The organism is Mesorhizobium sp. M7A.F.Ca.MR.148.00.0.0 (genome assembly GCF_003997735.1).
Classification (GTDB): Bacteria; Pseudomonadota; Alphaproteobacteria; order Rhizobiales; family Rhizobiaceae; genus Mesorhizobium.
Genome location: NZ_RZTB01000098.1, coordinates 4,544 through 21,993 on the forward strand (window position 1 = coordinate 4,544; position 17,450 = coordinate 21,993).

The 17,450-nt window shown below is 63.1% G+C and carries 15 protein-coding genes; 11 read left to right on the forward strand and 4 right to left on the reverse strand.

Translation table 11 applies throughout. From position 1 onward, the window contains the following. On the forward strand, positions 1–1,909 hold a 1,909-nt coding region (gene mutS, locus EOB49_RS26030; protein WP_245472843.1), incomplete at its 5' end, for a DNA mismatch repair protein MutS. On the opposite strand, the gene EOB49_RS26035 is transcribed toward mutS, so the two are convergent. The 3 genes from EOB49_RS26035 to EOB49_RS26045 form a co-directional block, all read right to left on the reverse strand. Then, entirely contained in the window at positions 1,910–2,758 is an 849-nt protein-coding gene (locus EOB49_RS26035) for an aldo/keto reductase (RefSeq protein ID WP_127382663.1), read from the reverse strand. An 84-nt stretch (positions 2,759–2,842) separates the two neighbouring features. Then, the gene (locus EOB49_RS26040; protein WP_127321683.1) at positions 2,843–3,235 is read right to left on the reverse strand and encodes a DUF305 domain-containing protein; all 393 of its coding nucleotides are present in this window, start codon (positions 3,233–3,235) and stop codon (positions 2,843–2,845) included. Positions 3,236–3,278: 43 nt separating this feature from the next. Beyond that, a complete protein-coding gene (locus tag EOB49_RS26045; protein WP_127382664.1) occupies positions 3,279–5,783 on the reverse strand; it encodes a heavy metal translocating P-type ATPase in 2,505 nt (834 codons plus the stop codon). Between the two features lie 184 nt (positions 5,784–5,967). Between EOB49_RS26045 and EOB49_RS26050 the strand changes: the two genes are divergently transcribed. The 7 genes from EOB49_RS26050 (at position 5,968) to EOB49_RS26080 (ending at position 14,279) form a co-directional block, all read left to right on the forward strand. Beyond that, the gene (locus EOB49_RS26050; RefSeq protein ID WP_127382671.1) at positions 5,968–6,786 is read left to right on the forward strand and encodes a glycosyltransferase family 25 protein; all 819 of its coding nucleotides are present in this window, start codon (positions 5,968–5,970) and stop codon (positions 6,784–6,786) included. 79 nt (positions 6,787–6,865) lie between these two features. Then, positions 6,866–9,667: a [protein-PII] uridylyltransferase gene (locus tag EOB49_RS26055; RefSeq protein ID WP_127382665.1), complete on the forward strand. Its 2,802-nt coding sequence runs from the start codon at positions 6,866–6,868 to the stop codon at positions 9,665–9,667. A 46-nt stretch (positions 9,668–9,713) separates the two neighbouring features. Next, positions 9,714–11,321 carry a murein biosynthesis integral membrane protein MurJ gene (murJ, locus tag EOB49_RS26060; RefSeq protein WP_127382666.1) on the forward strand — a complete coding sequence of 536 codons (1,608 nt, stop codon included), beginning with the start codon at positions 9,714–9,716 and terminating at the stop codon, positions 11,319–11,321. Between the two features lie 172 nt (positions 11,322–11,493). Next, positions 11,494–12,561 (forward strand): tryptophan--tRNA ligase, encoded by a 1,068-nt coding sequence (gene trpS, locus EOB49_RS26065; protein WP_127382667.1) that lies wholly within the window; start codon positions 11,494–11,496, stop codon positions 12,559–12,561. A 92-nt stretch (positions 12,562–12,653) separates the two neighbouring features. Beyond that, positions 12,654–13,145, forward strand: coding sequence for a universal stress protein (locus tag EOB49_RS26070; protein ID WP_013528063.1), 492 nt, complete (start codon positions 12,654–12,656; stop codon positions 13,143–13,145). Between the two features lie 156 nt (positions 13,146–13,301). Beyond that, entirely contained in the window at positions 13,302–13,871 is a 570-nt protein-coding gene (locus tag EOB49_RS26075; protein WP_023811631.1) for a NifU family protein, read from the forward strand. A gap of 81 nt (positions 13,872–13,952) precedes the next feature. After that, complete coding sequence (locus EOB49_RS26080) at positions 13,953–14,279, forward strand: NIPSNAP family protein (protein WP_127269475.1); 327 nt, start codon at positions 13,953–13,955, stop codon at positions 14,277–14,279. Between the two features lie 111 nt (positions 14,280–14,390). Here EOB49_RS26080 and EOB49_RS26085 read toward each other — a convergent pair whose 3' ends face one another. Beyond that, entirely contained in the window at positions 14,391–15,008 is a 618-nt protein-coding gene (locus tag EOB49_RS26085) for a L,D-transpeptidase (protein WP_127269476.1), read from the reverse strand. Between the two features lie 226 nt (positions 15,009–15,234). Here EOB49_RS26085 and cueR point away from each other — a divergent pair, with 226 nt between their 5' ends. The 3 genes from cueR (at position 15,235) to EOB49_RS26105 (ending at position 17,348) form a co-directional block, all read left to right on the forward strand. Next, positions 15,235–15,657: a Cu(I)-responsive transcriptional regulator gene (gene cueR / locus EOB49_RS26090; protein ID WP_127382668.1), complete on the forward strand. Its 423-nt coding sequence runs from the start codon at positions 15,235–15,237 to the stop codon at positions 15,655–15,657. A 58-nt stretch (positions 15,658–15,715) separates the two neighbouring features. Beyond that, on the forward strand, positions 15,716–16,147 hold the full coding sequence (locus EOB49_RS26095) for an OsmC family protein (protein WP_127382669.1): 432 nt from the start codon (positions 15,716–15,718) through the stop codon (positions 16,145–16,147). A gap of 940 nt (positions 16,148–17,087) precedes the next feature. Beyond that, positions 17,088–17,348 carry a hypothetical protein gene (locus EOB49_RS26105; protein WP_127271563.1) on the forward strand — a complete coding sequence of 87 codons (261 nt, stop codon included), beginning with the start codon at positions 17,088–17,090 and terminating at the stop codon, positions 17,346–17,348. The last annotated feature ends 102 nt before the right edge of the window (positions 17,349–17,450 follow it).

Consider the following 17,450-nt stretch of genomic DNA (forward strand, 5'->3'; position numbering starts at 1 on the left):
GCAGAAGGCCGAGCGCCCGCCGCTGTCGCGGCCCGAGCGCGAAGAGCAGGGCTCGACCCTGTTCATCGATCCGGCGACACGCGGCAATCTGGAACTGCTGCGCACACTGTCGGGCAGCCGCGAAGGGTCGCTGTTCAAGGCGATCGACCGCACGGTGACCGGCGGCGGCGCAAGGCTGCTCGCCGACCGGCTGATGGCGCCGCTGACCGACCCGGCTGCGATCAGCGCCAGGCTGGATTCGGTGTCGTTCTTCCGTTCCGAAACGCGGCTCTGCCAAGCGGTGCGGTCGAGCCTGAGGAGCGTCGCCGACATGCCGCGCGCGCTGTCCAGGCTGGCGCTCAACCGGGGCGGGCCGCGCGACCTTGGCGCGCTGCGCGCCGGCTTCGAGGCGGCAGGCGCGATCGCCGAAATCTTTGCCGCGACCGCCCTGCCCCCGGAACTTGCGGCGGCATTGGCCGCCATCCATGCTCTGCCCCAGGCGCTGGCCCAGCATCTGACGCAGGCGCTTGGCGACGAACTGCCGCTGCTCAAGCGCGATGGCGGCTTCTTGCGCGGCGGCTACCATGCCGATCTCGACGAGATGCGGGCGCTGCGCGACGAATCGCGAAAGGTGATCGCCGGGCTGGAGCGCTCGCTGATCGACGAGACCGGCATCCGCTCGCTGAAAATCCGGCACAACAATGTGCTTGGCTACTATATCGAGGTGACCGCCAACCATCATGCGGTGATGACCGGCAGCGATGGCGCGAAGGCGCGCTTCATCCACCGCCAGACCATGGCCAACGCCATGCGTTTCACCACGACCGAGCTTGCCGAACTCGAGACCAAGATCGCCAACGCCGCCGACCGGGCGCTGAGCATCGAGCTTGCCGCCTTCGACGCACTGACGGCGGAAGCGGTCGGTGAAGCGGAGAAGATCCGCGCCGGCGCGGATGCGCTGGCCGTGCTCGACGTCTCGGCGGCCCTCGCGCTGCTTTCGGAAAGCGAAGCCTGGTGCCGGCCGGTGGTGGATTCCAGCCTTGCCTTCGAGATTGCGGGCGGGCGGCATCCGGTGGTCGAACAGGCCTTGCGCCGTTCGGGCGAAGGCCCGTTCGTTGCCAATGATTGCGACCTGTCGCCGGAGGGTAGCGCCAGGAACGGCGCGATCTGGCTTTTGACCGGCCCCAACATGGGCGGTAAATCGACGTTCCTGCGGCAGAACGCACTGATCGCCATCCTGGCCCAGACCGGCTCCTTCGTGCCGGCGACATCCGCCCATATCGGCGTCGTCGACCGGCTGTTCTCGCGGGTCGGCGCCTCGGACGATCTGGCGCGCGGCCGCTCGACCTTCATGGTCGAGATGGTCGAGACGGCGGCGATCCTCAACCAGGCCGGCGAGCGCGCGCTGGTGATCCTCGACGAGATCGGCCGCGGCACCGCCACTTTCGATGGCCTGTCGATCGCGTGGGCGGCCGTGGAATATCTGCATGAGAAGAACCGCTGCCGGGCGATCTTCGCTACTCACTTTCACGAAATGACCTCGCTGGCCGGCAAGCTGGCGCGGCTCTCCAACGTGACCATGCGGGTCAAGGAATGGGATAACGACGTCGTCTTCCTGCACGAGGTCGGCAAGGGGGCCGCAGACCGCTCCTACGGCGTGCAGGTGGCGCGGCTGGCCGGCCTGCCGGAAGCGGTGGTCGACCGGGCCAAGGAAGTGCTGCACCAGCTTGAGGAAGGTGAGGTTTCGGGCAAGACGAACCGGCTGGTGGACGATTTGCCGCTGTTTTCGGTGGCGGTGAAGCGGGAAGCACTGAGGCCGCCCAAAAGCGATGCGCTGGGGACGGCGCTCGGCGAGATCAATCCCGACGAGATGACGCCGCGCGAGGCGCTGGAAGCGCTCTACCGGCTGAAGGGGCTGGCGGGGATATAGTCAGATCATCTCCAACCCGCGCTTGCGCACTGGTGGCGGGAAGGCGCGGTCGAGATCGGCGATGTCCTGCGGCGTCAGCTTGATGTCGAGCGCCGCGACGTTCTGGCGGACATGCTCCTGGCTGCTGGCTTTCGGGATGGCGATGACGCCCTCTTGATGCATCACCCAGGCCAGGGCGATCTGCGCGGAGGTCGCATCGTGGCGAGCGGCGACCGCGTCGAGCCTGGCATTGCGCGCCAACGCGCCCTGCTCAACCGGCGAATAGGCCATCAGCGGAATGTTGTTGCGCTGCCGGCTCCAGGGCGCCAGGTCGAACTCGAGGCCGCGCCGGACCAGATTGTAAAGCACCTGGTTGGTCTGGACATTGCCGCCATCGGGCACGCCAATCAGCTCTTCCATCTCGTCGGTGTCGAAATTGCTGACGCCCCAGTGGCGGATCTTGCCAGCCTTTTTCAAGGTCTCGAAAGCCGCGACCGTTTCGGTCAGAGGCACGCTGCCGGGCCAATGCAAGAGATAGAGGTCGATGCGGTCGGTGCGCAGGCGTTTCAGGCTGTTTTCGCAGGCGCGCTGCACGCCCGCGCGTGAAGCGTTCGACGGCAGAACTTTCGAGACCAGGAAGGTCTCGTCTCGGCGCCCGGCAATGGCGTCGGCCACCACCTCCTCGGCACCGCCGCTGGCATACATTTCGGCGGTGTCGATCAACGTGATGCCGAGGTCGAGGCCGAGCTTCAGAGCATTCACCTCATCGGCGCGGCGACTGATATCTTCGCCCATCTTCCATGTCCCCTGGCCAAGCACCTGAACGGCTTCGCCTGAGGGCAGTTTGGTGGTTCTGATGGCCGACGGCATTGCGGGCTCCATTTGGGCCGATCGCATCACAGGCTGAACGAGAAATCCAGAGGCGTTCTCGCCGCGCTGACGATGGCTGAAGACTTACTTCACCGGATGGGCGGCGAGCCAGGCCTGCATCTGCTTGATCTCGGCTTCCTGCGCGGCGATGACGCCTTCGGCCAGCTTGCGGATTTCCGGATCCTTGCCATTGGCGAGTTCGACCTTGGCCATGTCGATCGCACCCTGATGGTGCGGGATCATGCCTCTGACGAAATCGACATCGGCATTGCCGGTATAGTCGGACGCCATCATGTCGGCATGCATCTTGTCCATCGCCGCCTTGTAGCCTTCCGTCGAAGGGCTGGTCGCATCCGCCGCCATGGCGCCCATGTCGTGTTTCATCTCTTCGCTTTGCGCCGGAACGCTTTCGAGGAAGACGGCAACCAGCATTCCGGCTGCCATCAGCAGCAGAACGAGTTTTTTGGCGAAGGTCATTCATGGTCTCCTGTTGGATGGGTTTCGTATTTGGGGGCTTGGATCAGAGTTTCAATGTTCTCAGCCGCAACGCGTTTGCGATCACCGACACCGAAGACAGGCTCATCGCCGCCGCCGCCAGCATCGGCGACAGAAGCGTGCCGGTGAGCGGATAGAGCACGCCGGCGGCGACCGGCACGCCAAGCACATTGTAGAGGAAGGCAAAGAACAGGTTCTGGCGGATGTTGCGGATCGTCGCCTGCGCCAGCATGCGGGCGCGCACGATACCGTTGAGGTCGCCCTTGACCAGAGTGATACCGGCGCTTTCGACAGCGACATCGGCGCCAGTGCCCATGGCGATGCCGACATCGGCAGCTGCAAGCGCTGGTGCATCGTTGACGCCGTCGCCGGCCATGGCAACACCGGCGCCTTTTGCGCGCAGTTCCTCGACAAGGGCTGCCTTCTGTTCCGGCAGCAGGCCGGCGCGGACCTCGTCGATGCCGAGGCTTCTGGCGATCGCGTTGGCCGTACGTTCATTGTCGCCGGTCGCCATGATGATGCGCAAGCCGCTTTCATGCAGCGCCTTGATCGCCTCGGCCGTCGTTGCCTTGATAGGGTCGGCGACGGCGACGATGCCGGCCAGCTTCTTGTCGACAGCGACGAACATCGCCGTCTTGCCTTCGAGTTGCAACGCCTCGGCCTTGGCCGAGATGGATGCGATGTCGACGCCAAGGTCCGCCATCATCGCGGCATTGCCGAGCGCGACCGTCTTTCCCGAGGCCGAACCGGACACGCCCTTGCCGGTGATCGCCTCGAAGGCGCTGGCCTCGGCAACGGTCACGCCGCGCGTAGCGGCGCCGTCGACGATGGCTTCAGCCAGCGGATGCTCCGACCCCTTCTCCAGACCGGCGGCAAGTGCCAGCAATTCCTCCTCGGAAAAACCGCTTGCCGCAACGACATCGGTCAGCTTCGGCCGGCCTTCGGTCAGCGTACCCGTTTTGTCGACGATCAGCGTGTCGACGGAAGCGAAGCGTTCGAGTGCTGCGGCCTCCTTGATCAGCACGCCGGCATGCGCTCCGCGCCCGGTTGCGGTCATGATCGACATCGGCGTGGCGAGGCCGAGCGCACAGGGGCAAGCGATGATCAGCACCGACACCGCGGAGACGATGGCAAAGATCAGGCTGGGCTCGGGTCCAAACACGGCCCAGGCGATGAAAGCGACAATCGCGACAAGGACGACGGCCGGGACAAAGTAGAAAGAAACGCGATCGGCCAACCCTTGAATCGGGGCGCGCGAGCGCTGCGCCTTGGCGACGAGCTCGACGATGCGCGCCAGCGTCGTCTCGGCGCCGACCTTCTCAGCGCGCATGATCAGCGCACCATTCTTGTTGAGCGTGCCGCCGGTTAGAGCATCGCCCTCGACCTTCTCGACCGGCAACGGCTCGCCCGTGATCATCGATTCGTCGATCGAGGATCGCCCTTCCAGCACCGTGCCATCGACCGGCACGGCGTCACCGGGGCGTATGCGCAGGCGATCGCCGGCTTTGACCGCATCGAGCGGCACATCGCTTTCGGAACCGTCGGCGGCGATCAGCCGCGCGGTCTTCGGCGCGAGATCAAGCAAGGCGCGGATTGCCGAGCCGGTCTTTTCACGGGCGCGGAGCTCCAGCACCTGGCCAAGGAAGACCAGCGCAACGATGACGGCAGCAGCCTCGAAATAGACCGGTACCGCACCGCCATGGCCGCGGAACTGATGCGGAAAGATATCCGGAAACAGTGTGGCGACGACGCTGTAGAGATAGGCAGCACCAACGCCGAGCGAGATCAGCGTCCACATGTTGGGGCTGCGGTTGACGAGCGAGTCCCAGCCGCGGTGGAAGAAGGGGAAGGCGGCCCAAAGCACCACCGGACTTGCCAAGACCAGTTCGATCCAGACCTTTGCCCGGTCCTCGACCAGACCTTCAAACGTCAGGCCGATCATGGGTGCCATGGCGATGATCAGAAGGGGGACCGACAAGGCAGCGCTCACCCAGAACCGTCTGGTGAAATCGACCAGCTCGGGATTTGGCCCTTCATCGCCCGTTGGTACGCCCATCGGCTCCAGCGCCATGCCACAGATCGGGCAGGATCCTGGCTTGTCGCGGATGATTTCGGGATGCATCGGGCAGGTGTATTGCGTGCCTTTGGGCATCGGCTGCGGTGCCGGCCTGTCGCCGAGATGTTTTTGCGGCTCCGCCTCGAATTTCGCCTGGCAGGCGGCCGAGCAGAAGTAAAAGCCCTGGCCTTCGTGGCGGGCAAAGTGCCTGGCTGTCGCGCGGTCGACGCTCATACCGCAGACCGGATCGGTGGCCGTCAGGAATTTTTCCGGCTCGGCGACGAATTTCGCGCGGCAGCCCTGGCTGCAGAAATGATAGGGATGGCCATTATGCTCGGTCGTCGGCTTGCCGACGACCGGATCGACAGTCATGCCGCAGATCGGGTCGCGGACGACGCTCTTCGTGGTGGGCACCGCGCCTTTTGTCGAGCAGCAGCTACCATGCGCGTGATGATCGTGATCGGAATGCGTCATTCGAAAATGCCTCGATGGATCGGTGTGTGACGTGGAGATAGGGCTTCCAGTAACTGGAAGGTCAAGGGCTGTTTCGACTTTTCTTCTCCGGTCCACCGCGCGTCCATCCACCCCAAAAAAGTCTCACGCGGCAACACCACGCCTGCTAGAGAGCGAGCGTCCCGGGGTGAGATTTTCTTTGGCAATGAAGCGTCTGGTCATCAATCTCGATCGGTCTCCCGATCGCCTTGCCCGTGTGACGGCGGAGTTTGCCCGCATCGGCGTCCCATTCGAACGCGTTCAGGCCATCGACGCACGGGATCGGCCGGACCTGGACCAGCTGCCGCAAAATGTCGGATATCGGAACAGGCTGCCATTGACTGACGGCGAGATCGCCTGCCTGCTCAGTCACCGGGCCTGCTGGGCCGCCATCGCGCAAGGCGACGCTCGCTACGGGGCAATCTTCGAGGACGACATCGTCTTTGCCGCGAAAGCCGGCGCATTGCTTCGCGACAGCGACTGGATTCCAGCCGATGCCGAAGTCGTCAAGCTCGAAAGCTATTTTTGCAAGACCGTGATCCGACGCAAGCGCATTGCCATCGGTCACGGCTTTTCCACATCCAAACTCGACGCCGGACATATAGGAACCGCCGGCTACATCATCTCCAGGCAAACCGCGCTCGACCTGATCAAGGCCACAGAGGAGATCGGCATCGCTGTCGACGACCTTGTCTTCAACCCCGAGTTTTCGGTTTTGCGAGGCGAGACGATCTATCAGCTTGTTCCTGCGCTCTGCGCACAAGATCAGTTCCTTGGCGACAGGGCGCTCCAATTGCCAAGCCTGCTCGGGGAAAAGCGCGATATCCAGTGCGCCGCCGGGACCGGGAGACGCAGAAAGACAGCCATAGCGAAGGTGAAAGCCGAGGCTCGGCGAATAGGCAAGCGCATTGCCGATTTCTGTCGACTGAAGCGGAGAATGGTCATTCCATTTACTTATCCGAGCCAGAGCTCAGCCGGGTCTTGAACCGGCTTTCAACGCCCCATACCCAGCGCCGCGAAAACGCGCTATAGACGCCGCCGAAACGGCAAGGCCGGCTGGGTATATGGCAAGAATCTCCCTGAAGCTCGACGAATTGATCGACGGCGAAGCCTTGCGCCGCGAGATGACCGCGCTGACCGCGGCCACGGCGGGCGACGGCTCCGGGCAGGTCGCGCGCAATGGCGTGCTCCAACTGCTCAAGGGACGACTGGCGGAAGGGCGCGCCATTGCCGAACGCATGCTGATGGACGATGGCGGCGGCAGCGCCTGCGCGGCGCGGCTGTCGCACCTCATGGACGAGATCATCCGGGCGCTTTACGATTTCGCCGTCACCCATGTCTACCGGGTCAAGATTCCGTCTTCGGCGGAGCGCATGGCCGTCGTCGCTGTCGGCGGCTACGGCCGTGGAACGCTGGCGCCCGGATCCGACATCGACCTGTTGTTCCTGCTGCCCTACAAGCAGACGCCGTGGGGCGAACAGACAGTCGAATACATGCTCTACATGCTGTGGGACCTGGGGCTGAAGGTCGGCCACGCCACCCGTAACATCGACGAATGCCTGCGCCTGTCGCGCACCGATGTCACCATTCGCACCTCGATCCTCGAAGCACGTTTCCTGTGGGGCGAGGAAAAGCTCTATGATGAACTGATGCTGCGGTTCGACCATGAGGTGGTGCGCACGACCGGCCCCGAATATGTCCAGGCCAAGCTTGCCGAACGCGATGACCGCCATGCCAAGGCCGGCGAAAGCCGCTATCTGGTCGAGCCCAACGTCAAGGACGGCAAGGGCGGCCTGCGCGACCTGCAGACGCTGTTCTGGATCGGCAAATATTTCTATCGAGTGCGCACCGGCGAGGAACTGGTCGACAAGGGCGTCTTCACCGAGGGCGAATACCGCGAGTTCCAGAAGGCCGAGGATTTCCTGTGGGCGGTACGCTGCCACATGCATTTCCTCACCGGCAAGGCCGAAGAGCGCTTGCATTTCGACATCCAGCGCGAGATCGCCGAACGGCTCGGCTACACCACGCACCCCGGCCTGTCGGCGGTCGAGCGCTTCATGAAGCACTACTTCCTCGTTGCCAAGGACGTCGGCGACCTGACCCGCATCTTCTGCGCTGCGCTCGAGGAGGAGCAAGCCAAGCACGTTCCTGGCTTCAACCGCATCTTCCTGACTTTCTCCAGGCGCAAGCGCAAGCTGGCCGGCACCTCCGATTTCATTGTCGACAACCACCGCATCAACATCGCCGACGACCAGGTGTTCGAGCGCGATCCGGTCAATCTGCTCAGGCTGTTCTGGTTCGCCGACAAGCACGGTCTGGAATTCCACCCTGACGCGCTGAAGCTGCTGACCCGTTCGCTCGGCCTGGTCAATAAGTCGCTGCGGCGGGACGAGGAGGCCAACCGGCTGTTCCTCGACATATTGACCTCGGATCGCAATGCCGAACTCAATCTGCGTCGCATGAACGAAGCCGGACTGCTCGGCAGGCTGATCCCGGATTTCGGCAAGATCGTCGCCATGATGCAGTTCTCGATGTACCACCACTACACGGTGGACGAGCATCTGATCCGCTGCATCGGCGTGCTGGCCGAGATCGAGCGTGGCGACGGCGAAAAGGTCCACCCCCTGTCGCACACGCTGATGCCGGGCCTGAAGAAGAGCCGCGAGGCGCTCTATGTCGCCGTACTGCTGCACGACATCGCCAAGGGCAGGCCGGAGGACCATTCCGAGGCGGGGGCCAGGATCGCCCGTCGCATCTGCCCGCATATGGGGCTGTCGCCGGCCGATACCGAAACCGTGGCCTGGCTGGTCGAGAACCACCTCGTGATGTCGATGACGGCGCAGACCCGCGACCTCAACGACCGCAAGACCATCGAGGATTTTGCCGCGATCGTGCAGTCGGTCGAGCGGCTGAAGCTGCTTTTGATCCTCACCGTCTGCGACATCAGGGGCGTTGGACCCGGTGTCTGGAACGGCTGGAAGGGCCAGCTGCTGCGCACGCTCTACTACGAGACCGAATTGCTGCTGACCGGCGGGTTTTCGGAAGTGTCGCGCGCGCAGCGCACGGCGGCGGCGCGCGAGCGCCTGGCCGAGGCGCTTGCCGACTGGCCGGACAAGGCCCGCAAGCGCTATGTCGGCCAACACTACGAGAATTACCTTTTGACCGTCGATCTCGCAGACCAGTTGCGCCATGCCGAGTTCATCCGCGAAGCCGACGTGTCAGGCAACAAGCTTGCCACCATGGTCAAGACCCACCAGTTCGAGGCGGTGACCGAAATCACCGTGCTGGCGCAGGACCACCCCCGTCTGCTCTCGGTCATCGCCGGGGCTTGCGCCGGAGCCGGCGGCAACATTGTCGACGCGCAGATCTTCACGACGTCGGATGGCCGCGCCCTCGACACGATCCTGATCAGCAGAGAATTCGATCGCGACGAGGACGAGCGCCGGCGTGCCGAGCGTGTCGGCCGGCTGATCGAGGACGTGCTGTCGGGCAAGAGCTGGCTGCCGGAAATGATCGAGAAGCGCACCAAGCCGCGGCGCGGTTCCAAGGTGTTCAAGATCCCGCCGCGCGCCGAAATCCGCAATACGCTGTCGAACCGTTTTTCGGTCATCGAGGTCGAGGGCCTCGACCGGCCGGGACTGCTGTCGGAGATCACCGGAACGCTCTCCGACCTGTCGCTCGACATCGCATCGGCCCACATCACCACCTTCGGCGAAAAGGTCATCGACACTTTCTATGTCACCGATCTCACTGGCCAGAAGATAGATAGCCCGGCCCGCAACGCCACCATCCGCAATCGGCTGATGGCAACGCTCGAAGGCATCGTGCCCGAACGCGGCGGCAAGTCCAGGGCGGCGGCCGAGTGACAACGACCATCACTTCGTCCCAATTTCGCAGGCAGTTCCCAAGAGCATGAGCCTCGTCAAGAAATTCGCAACGGTCGCTTCCGGCACGCTGATGAGCCGCGCGCTCGGTTTCGGCCGCGAGATGCTGATGGCCGCCGCACTCGGCACCGGACCGGTCGCCGATGCCTTCAACGCCGCTTTCCAGTTTCCCAACACCTTTCGCCGGCTGTTTGCCGAGGGGGCCTTCAACGCCGCCTTCGTGCCGCTGTTCGCCAAGGAGATCGAAACTCACGGAACCGAAGGCGCCAAGCGCTTTTCCGAGGAAGTGTTCGGCGTGCTGTTCACGGCGCTGCTGGCGCTGACGATCATCATGGAACTGTCGATGCCGCTGATCGTGCGCTATCTGGTGGCGCCGGGTTTTGCCGGCACGCCGGGGAAGTTCGACACCACGGTGACGCTGGCAACGATCATGTTTCCCTATCTGATCTGCATGTCGCTGGGCGCGATGATGGCGGGCATGCTGAATTCGCTGCGCCGCTATTTCGCCGCCGCGGTGGCACCGGTGTTCCTCAACATCATCCTGATCGGCGTGCTCGCCTATGCCTGGTACAAGGGCTCGGATGCCCTCACCGTCGGCTACGGGCTGTCCTGGGGCGTGCTTGCCGCCGGACTGGTGCAACTGGCGATCGTCTGGGTGGCGGTGCGCCACGCCGGCATCTCGATCGGCTTCCGCCGGCCGAAAATGACGCCCGCCGTCAAGCGGCTGCTGATCCTGGCGCTGCCGGCGGCCATCACCGGCGGCATCACCCAGATCAACCAGCTGATCGGCACGGCGATCGCCTCGGCGCAGAACAGCGCGGTGTCCTCGCTCGCCTATGCCGACCGCATCTACCAGTTGCCGCTCGGCGTGGTCGGTGTTGCGGTGGCGATCGTGCTGTTGCCCGAACTGTCGCGGGCGCTGAAGTCGGGCAATCTGATCGAGGCGGCCAATCTGCAGAACCGCTCGGTCGAGTTCACGCTGTTCCTGACCCTGCCGGCAGCCGCGGCACTCTGGGTGATGTCGGAGCCGATCGTGCGGCTGGTCTATGAGCGCGGCGCGTTCGCCGCCAACGGCTCGACGCCGACAGTGGCGGCGATCCTGGCGATCTTCGGCCTCGGCCTGCCGGCTTTCGTGCTGATCAAGGCGTTCACCCCAGGCTATTTCGCCCGCGAGGACACGCGCACGCCGATGATCTTTGCCGCCATCTCAGTGGCGGTGAACGTCACCACGGCGCTGACGCTGTTTCCACGGATGGGCGCGCCCGGCATCGCGGTGGCCTCGGCCGTCGCCGGCTGGGTCAACGCGGTGATGCTGCTCGGCGTCCTGATCCGGCGCGGCCATTGGGGCCGCGACGTGCCGCTGATGAAGCGCATTCCACGGCTGGTGCTGTCGGCGGTCGTAATGGGGGCGGCACTCTATTTTGCCGAGCACTGGTTCGCCGTCAGGCTCGGGCCGGGCTCGCCGCTGGTGGTCAAGGCGACGACGCTGCTGTCGCTGGTTGCCGGCGGAGCGCTGCTTTATTTCATCACGGCCTTCGCCACAGGCGGTGCCGATTTCGGCATGATCCGACGCAACGTCAAGCGGGGATCGGGCAAGTCGGCGCCACCGGTCGCAAAGACCGACCTGGACGAGTAGAGCGCCCGACACGCCCGCAGCGCCGTCTTGATCGCAGCGCCGTCTTCGTCCATAAGCGCGCCGTCGCAAGACTTTCGCCGCGCGCGGTTTCCAGCCGCGTGATTGGCTCCGAAAAGTCTGCAACTTTTCGGAATCACGCTTATACGGCCCTCCACAAGCCATGAGGACAATCATGACCGCCTTCAAGCCACTCGTCTTTTCCGGTGTCCAGCCGACCGGCAATCTGCACCTCGGCAACTATCTCGGCGCCATCAAGAAATTCGTTGCCCTGCAGGACACCTCCGATTGCATCTATTGCGTCGTCGACCTGCATTCGCTGACAGCCCAACTCGTTTATGAAGACCTAGCCGATCAGACGCGGTCGATCACCGCTGCGTTCCTGGCCTCGGGCATCGACCCGAAGAAGCACATCGTCTTCAACCAGTCGCGGGTCATGCAGCACGCCGAGCTCGCCTGGATCTTCAATTGCGTGGCGCGCATCGGCTGGATGAACCGCATGACGCAGTTCAAGGACAAGGCCGGCAAGGATCGCGAGAACGCCTCGCTCGGCCTGCTTGCCTATCCTTCGCTGATGGCTGCCGACATCCTGCTCTACCGTGCCACCCACGTGCCGGTGGGCGAGGACCAGAAGCAGCATCTGGAACTCACCCGCGACATCGCACAGAAATTCAACAACGACTTCTCCGACCGCATCGCGGCCCTTGGCGTCGGCGTCGAGATGCAGGTCGGCGAAGAGACCGTGAACGGCTACTTCCCGCTGACCGAGCCGGTCATCGGCGGGCCGGCGGCGCGCGTCATGTCGCTGCGCGACGGCTCCAAGAAAATGTCCAAATCGGACCCGTCGGATTTGTCGCGCATCAACCTGACCGACGATGCCGACGACATCTCGAAGAAGATCCGCAAGGCCAAGACCGACCCCGAAGCGTTGCCGAGCGAGCTGGACGGCCTGGCCGGCCGACCCGAGGCGGAGAACCTGGTCGGCATCTATGCGGGTCTCGCCGAGATATCGAAGGCGGATGTACTCAAGGAATTCGCCGGTCAGCAGTTTTCCGTGTTCAAGCCGGCCTTGGCCGATCTTGCAGTGGAAAAACTGGCGCCGATCGCCAGCGAGATGCGCCGCATTTCGGATGACCGCGCCTATGTCGACGCAGTGCTCAAGGATGGCGGCGAGCGCGCCGGCGTGCTGGCCGAAGCGACGATGAAGACGGTGCGCGACATTATCGGCCTGCTGCAGGGCTGATCGCGACATCGGGTGCACTGGCACAAGGCCGGCGGCTTGCCGCCGGTCCCCCGCAGTGGCAGATTGCGGCCGCACGACACCGAGTAGATGACATGGTCTCCAAACGCCTCAGCCGCGAAGCCGGCCATCGCAGGAAATTCCTGACGATCATCGACGACACGCCGGAATGCGAGCGCGCCGTCGCCTATGCCTCGAAACGGGCGCAGAGCACCAGCGGCACGCTGGTGCTGCTCTATGTCATCGTGCCGGACGATTTCCAGCATTGGCTGGGTGTCGAGAAGATCATGCGCGAGGAAGCCAACGCCACCGCGCGCGCCGCACTCGACAGCTATGCCAACAAGGTGCGCCAGAAGCTCGGCATCGAGCCCGAGATGGTGGTGCGCGAAGGCAAGCCGACGGAAGAGATCCACAAATTGATCGAGGAAGACCAGGACATCGCCATCCTGGTGCTGGCCGCCGGTGCGGGCAAGGAAGGCCCGGGGCCACTGGTCGGCGCCGTGGCCGGCAAGGGTGCCGCCTTCCCGATCCCGGTGACTGTCGTGCCGCAGAACCTGTCGGACGAGGAAATCGACAGCCTGGCCTGAGATTCTGCTCTTCAGGTGATGCCGGTCCGATGATGGGCGCGAAAAAACATTCCGCCAGCCAGCTGTTCCGACGATGCGTTTCGCTTGAATGTCCAGCCAATTGAGCCTATTTAGAATTGTTCCAAACTAGATGCCCAAACGGGCACGGAGACGGCCATGTTCATCCAGACCGAATCGACGCCAAACCCGGCGACGCTGAAATTCCTGCCCGGCAAGGAAGTGCTTCTGGAAGGCACCGCCGATTTCCGCGATGCCGACAGCGCCGCCGTCGCCTCGCCGCTGGCCGGCCGGCTGTTCGAAATTCCTGGCGTCACCGGCGTTTTCTTCGGCTATGACTTCATCACCGTGACCAAGGATGGCCCCGACTGGCAGCATTTGAAGCCGGCGATCCTCGGCGCCATCATGGAGCATTTCATGTCCGGCGCGCCCGTCATGGCCAAGGCCGGACCGGCCGCCGAGACCAGCCAGACCGGTGAGTTCTACGACAAGGCCGACGAGGAGCTGGTCATCACCATCAAGGAACTGCTCGACACGCGGGTGCGCCCGGCGGTCGCCCAGGATGGCGGCGACATCACCTTCCGCGGCTTCGAGAATGGCACGGTGTTCCTGCACATGAAGGGCGCCTGCGCCGGCTGCCCGTCCTCGACGGCGACGCTGAAGCACGGCATCCAGAACCTTCTGCGCCATTTCGTGCCGGAAGTGCAGCAGGTCGAACAGGTCTCCTGACGCCCCTTTGATGATTCTACCCCACTGACCATCTGGTCCGATTTCTTCGCTTCCGGCGCCTCGGCCAGAAGGAACTCCAAAGTGATCTACGAACTTCGGGTTTACCGGGCTTTGCCGGGACGCTTGCCGGCGCTTCTTGATCGCTTCGACAAGATCACCCTCAAATTATGGGAAAAGCACGGTATCCGCCAAGCGGGTTTCTTTACCACGCTGATCGGTGCTTCGAACAACGACCTGACCTACATGCTGGCATGGGAATCGCTGGCCGAACGCGAAGAGCGCTGGACGGCGTTCGTGAAGGACCCGGCCTGGACACAGGCGCGGGAAGATTCCGAGCGTGACGGCCAGATCACCGAGACAATCACCAACCAAATTTTGGCTCCCACCTCGTTCTCGGCGGTGTCCTGACCACCGAGCAGGCGTCGCATCGCGCAAACAACAAAAAACCGGGCCGAATTGCCCGGTTTTCTGCTTGGGACGTCCGTTGTTGCCTAGACGGTCCGCGTACGAAAACTGCCTCTAGAGAACGATGACCTTGGCGCCGACCGAGGCGCGGTCATAGAGGTCGATAATGTCCTGATTCATCAGGCGGATGCAGCCAGACGACATCGCCTTGCCGATCGAATTCCACTCCGGGCTGCCATGCAGGCGATAGCCTGAATCACCGCCCTTGTTGAACAGGTACATGGCGCGCGCGCCGAGCGGGTTCTTCAGGCCTGGCTGCATGCCGCCGGCAAACTTTTCCAATTCCGGCTGGCGCTGGATCATCTGCCTCGGCGGCGTCCAGGTCGGCCATTCGCGCTTGAGCGCAATGTGGGCGGTGCCATGCCACTCGAAGCCCTCGCGGCCGACGCCGATGCCGTAACGAATGGCCCTTCCGTCGCCCTCGATGAAGTAGAGGAACTTGTTCTGCGTATCGACGATGATCGTGCCCGGCTTTTCCGGGCTGTCGTAGTTCACTTCCTGCCGATGGTACTTCATCGGCACTTTCTCGATCGGGATGCGCGGCAGCTGATAACCTGCGTCGGTGACCGCGCCGTAGTTGTTGGAGAATATCTGCGAGCCGATGGTGCTGCAACCGGCGATAGCAGTGGAGAGCGCCAGTGCGGCGATGATTGCAAACGACTTCATGCGCATCAGGTGATCCGGTGCCCCGCCCAACTTCGGCGGCACGAGTCGGCCGCTCTCTCATCATCATTCATGCTGGCATTTGCTTTGCTTGCCAAGCGCGCGATGCCTATATGCCTGCCTTGACGTACCGGTAAGCGTATCACTATGGCATTTTGGCCACAGGACTCACAGGATTGTGAAGCAAATTCAAGGGGCCTGCTCCATGGGCTCCTGGAAATCGAGGAGAACCGTCATGAATGTCGGTGACGCCGCCCACCGCTCCGGCCTGCCGGCCAAGACTATCCGCTACTATGAAGAGATCGGCCTGATCGCCCCGGCGCGCGCCGCCAACGGCTACCGCGATTATTCCGGAGACGACATCCACCGGCTGGCCTTCCTGCGCCGCGCGCGCAATCTCGGCTTTTCCATCGACGATTGCCGCCAGTTGATGGCGCTTTACCAGGATCGCAGCCGCGCCAGCCAGAACGTGCGCGAAATCGCCGCCGCCCATGTCACGGCGATCGAGGAGAAAGTGCGCGAGTTGCAGTCGATGCGCTCGACGCTGCAGAAACTGATCCATGCCTGCCACGGCGACGAAAGGCCGGATTGTCCGATCCTTGATGACATGGCGGGGGCGGCGTTGCCCAGCGACAAGGCCGCCTCTGCGCCTGCATAATGACTCTACGTCGACGAGGCCCGACGCCTGGTCGACTCCTGCCGGGAGGACATCCGCAATGGTCTCGATGACCGTCGAACTGCGCAATGTGGAGGACACGCAAGCGGCCATGGGCTGGGCCGGCGGCCACACGATCATCGTCGACCGACCCGAAGGCAAGGCCGGCGGCATGGGCCTGGGCTTCAATGGCGGCCAACTGCTCGCCCTGGCGATCGGCGGCTGCTTCTGCAACGACCTTCGCTACGTCGCCGAGGAAATGGGTGTAACGCTCAACAAGATCGCGGTGACCGTCACGCTGAACCTCGAAGGCAAGCCTTTGCTCGCGACCTCGTCAATCATGAAGGTTTCATGCACGACGCTGGACGGCTCCGACCCGGCGGAGATCATCACAAGGGCCGCGGCGATTTCCACGGTCAGCAACTCCCTGCGCCAGGGCGTGCCGGTGAGCATTGAAACGGACGCAACGGCGACCGGCTTGTCGGAGGAATGATCCCTGGGAACAGGCGCATTTGGCCGCGTGGATTGTCGGAGACCGCTAAAAAGATCCGCCGCCGGCACGGCAGGGGGATTGACCCAATTTTCTTCGGCATCTGGGCGCGTCAATCTGCCGCTCTATGTCTTCCCTTGTCGCAATGATCAACGATGGAGGTTGGCATGGATCGGCGATTGTTTCTGACTGGAGTGCTTGGGCTTGCAGGGGCTGCGACCGTCGTCGCAATCGCGCGTCCTGCCACCGCCCTGGCCGGCATCCCTGATACGGGGCCCGGCATTCTCGATGAGCTCGACAAAGCATCCGACGACATTCTCGGCCCGGATGGTCCCGATGTCCAGGACGGCGTCGAGTTCGTGCGGCACCGCAGATGGCACCGCCGCCGTCGCCGACGCGGGTGGAGGCGGGTTTGCCGTCGCTATTGGCGCAATGGTTCTTGGCGCCGCAGATGTTTCCGCAGATCCTTCTGGATCCACTTCTGACGGGATCACCAAACGCGAAGGCTCCGGCATCCGCCGGAGCCTTCGCTATCGCTGCGGGCTTGAATCCAATCGGCAAAAAAGGCCCGCCGCCCCTCGGCAGCGGGCAGGTCCTGGAGTGCCGGGGGATCAACCCGGCATGGAATCAACGAGCGGATCACCGGTTGGTTGCAGGGATCGGCCCGGTAGCCTTCCTTTGGGTGGACCGCCACCGGGCCTGACCGGAGCGGGGTGTATTGGGGGAGCCCCGGCTGCTTCCAAAATATCACCTTTCACTTAAATTAGCTTTAGCTAATTTACAGAAAGCCATGCGCCACCCGCAGATGGGTTGCGCCTTCACGGAAATGTCGAAGTGACGTCTGCCTGCTTATGCCATTCGACATTCGCGGAACTAAAGCGGTTGCATCTGACTTTGGTTGGTAACGCGCAAAGACTTTTTTCTGCTATCTTAGGGTTACTAAATGGAAATTGATCGGCGCGGCATATCAAGTCGATTCGCGCTGACGATCTCTTTGTTTTTCGAGGAACTGCTTGGCGTGTTCCGCCCAATCAGCCGCCGTGACTTTATGCTCCCGAACGGACTTTCTGAAAGCCTTGCGCAGAGCGTCAAGGTCAAAGGCCCATACTTGTTGGCCTTCTTTAGTGTTCGATTTTGCGTCACCCGTCCCCATGGAAGCGACGGTACGCACCGCAAACTCAATCTTTCAAGGATCAATGCCTGACTTCTTTTGGGTATATCCGGGTATATCGAATATACAATCGTCTGCATAAAACAGGTTCAAACCGTGAACAAAATCTGGCATGGTGCCTGGCATGCCGATCAT

What these genes read in the sequence shown, in the direction of transcription:
- EOB49_RS26035 (WP_127382663.1), bottom strand. Translation starts at nt 2,758, where the DNA reads ATGCCGTCGGCCATCAGAACCACCAAACTGCCCTCAGGCGAAGCCGTT.
- EOB49_RS26040 (WP_127321683.1), bottom strand. Translation starts at nt 3,235, where the DNA reads ATGACCTTCGCCAAAAAACTCGTTCTGCTGCTGATGGCAGCCGGAATG.
- EOB49_RS26045 (WP_127382664.1), bottom strand. Translation starts at nt 5,783, where the DNA reads ATGACGCATTCCGATCACGATCATCACGCGCATGGTAGCTGCTGCTCG.
- EOB49_RS26050 (WP_127382671.1), top strand. Translation starts at nt 5,968, where the DNA reads ATGAAGCGTCTGGTCATCAATCTCGATCGGTCTCCCGATCGCCTTGCC.
- EOB49_RS26055 (WP_127382665.1), top strand. Translation starts at nt 6,866, where the DNA reads ATGGCAAGAATCTCCCTGAAGCTCGACGAATTGATCGACGGCGAAGCC.
- murJ (WP_127382666.1), top strand. Translation starts at nt 9,714, where the DNA reads ATGAGCCTCGTCAAGAAATTCGCAACGGTCGCTTCCGGCACGCTGATG.
- trpS (WP_127382667.1), top strand. Translation starts at nt 11,494, where the DNA reads ATGACCGCCTTCAAGCCACTCGTCTTTTCCGGTGTCCAGCCGACCGGC.
- EOB49_RS26070 (WP_013528063.1), top strand. Translation starts at nt 12,654, where the DNA reads ATGGTCTCCAAACGCCTCAGCCGCGAAGCCGGCCATCGCAGGAAATTC.
- EOB49_RS26075 (WP_023811631.1), top strand. Translation starts at nt 13,302, where the DNA reads ATGTTCATCCAGACCGAATCGACGCCAAACCCGGCGACGCTGAAATTC.
- EOB49_RS26085 (WP_127269476.1), bottom strand. Translation starts at nt 15,008, where the DNA reads ATGCGCATGAAGTCGTTTGCAATCATCGCCGCACTGGCGCTCTCCACT.
- cueR (WP_127382668.1), top strand. Translation starts at nt 15,235, where the DNA reads ATGAATGTCGGTGACGCCGCCCACCGCTCCGGCCTGCCGGCCAAGACT.
- EOB49_RS26095 (WP_127382669.1), top strand. Translation starts at nt 15,716, where the DNA reads ATGGTCTCGATGACCGTCGAACTGCGCAATGTGGAGGACACGCAAGCG.
- EOB49_RS26105 (WP_127271563.1), top strand. Translation starts at nt 17,088, where the DNA reads ATGGAAATTGATCGGCGCGGCATATCAAGTCGATTCGCGCTGACGATC.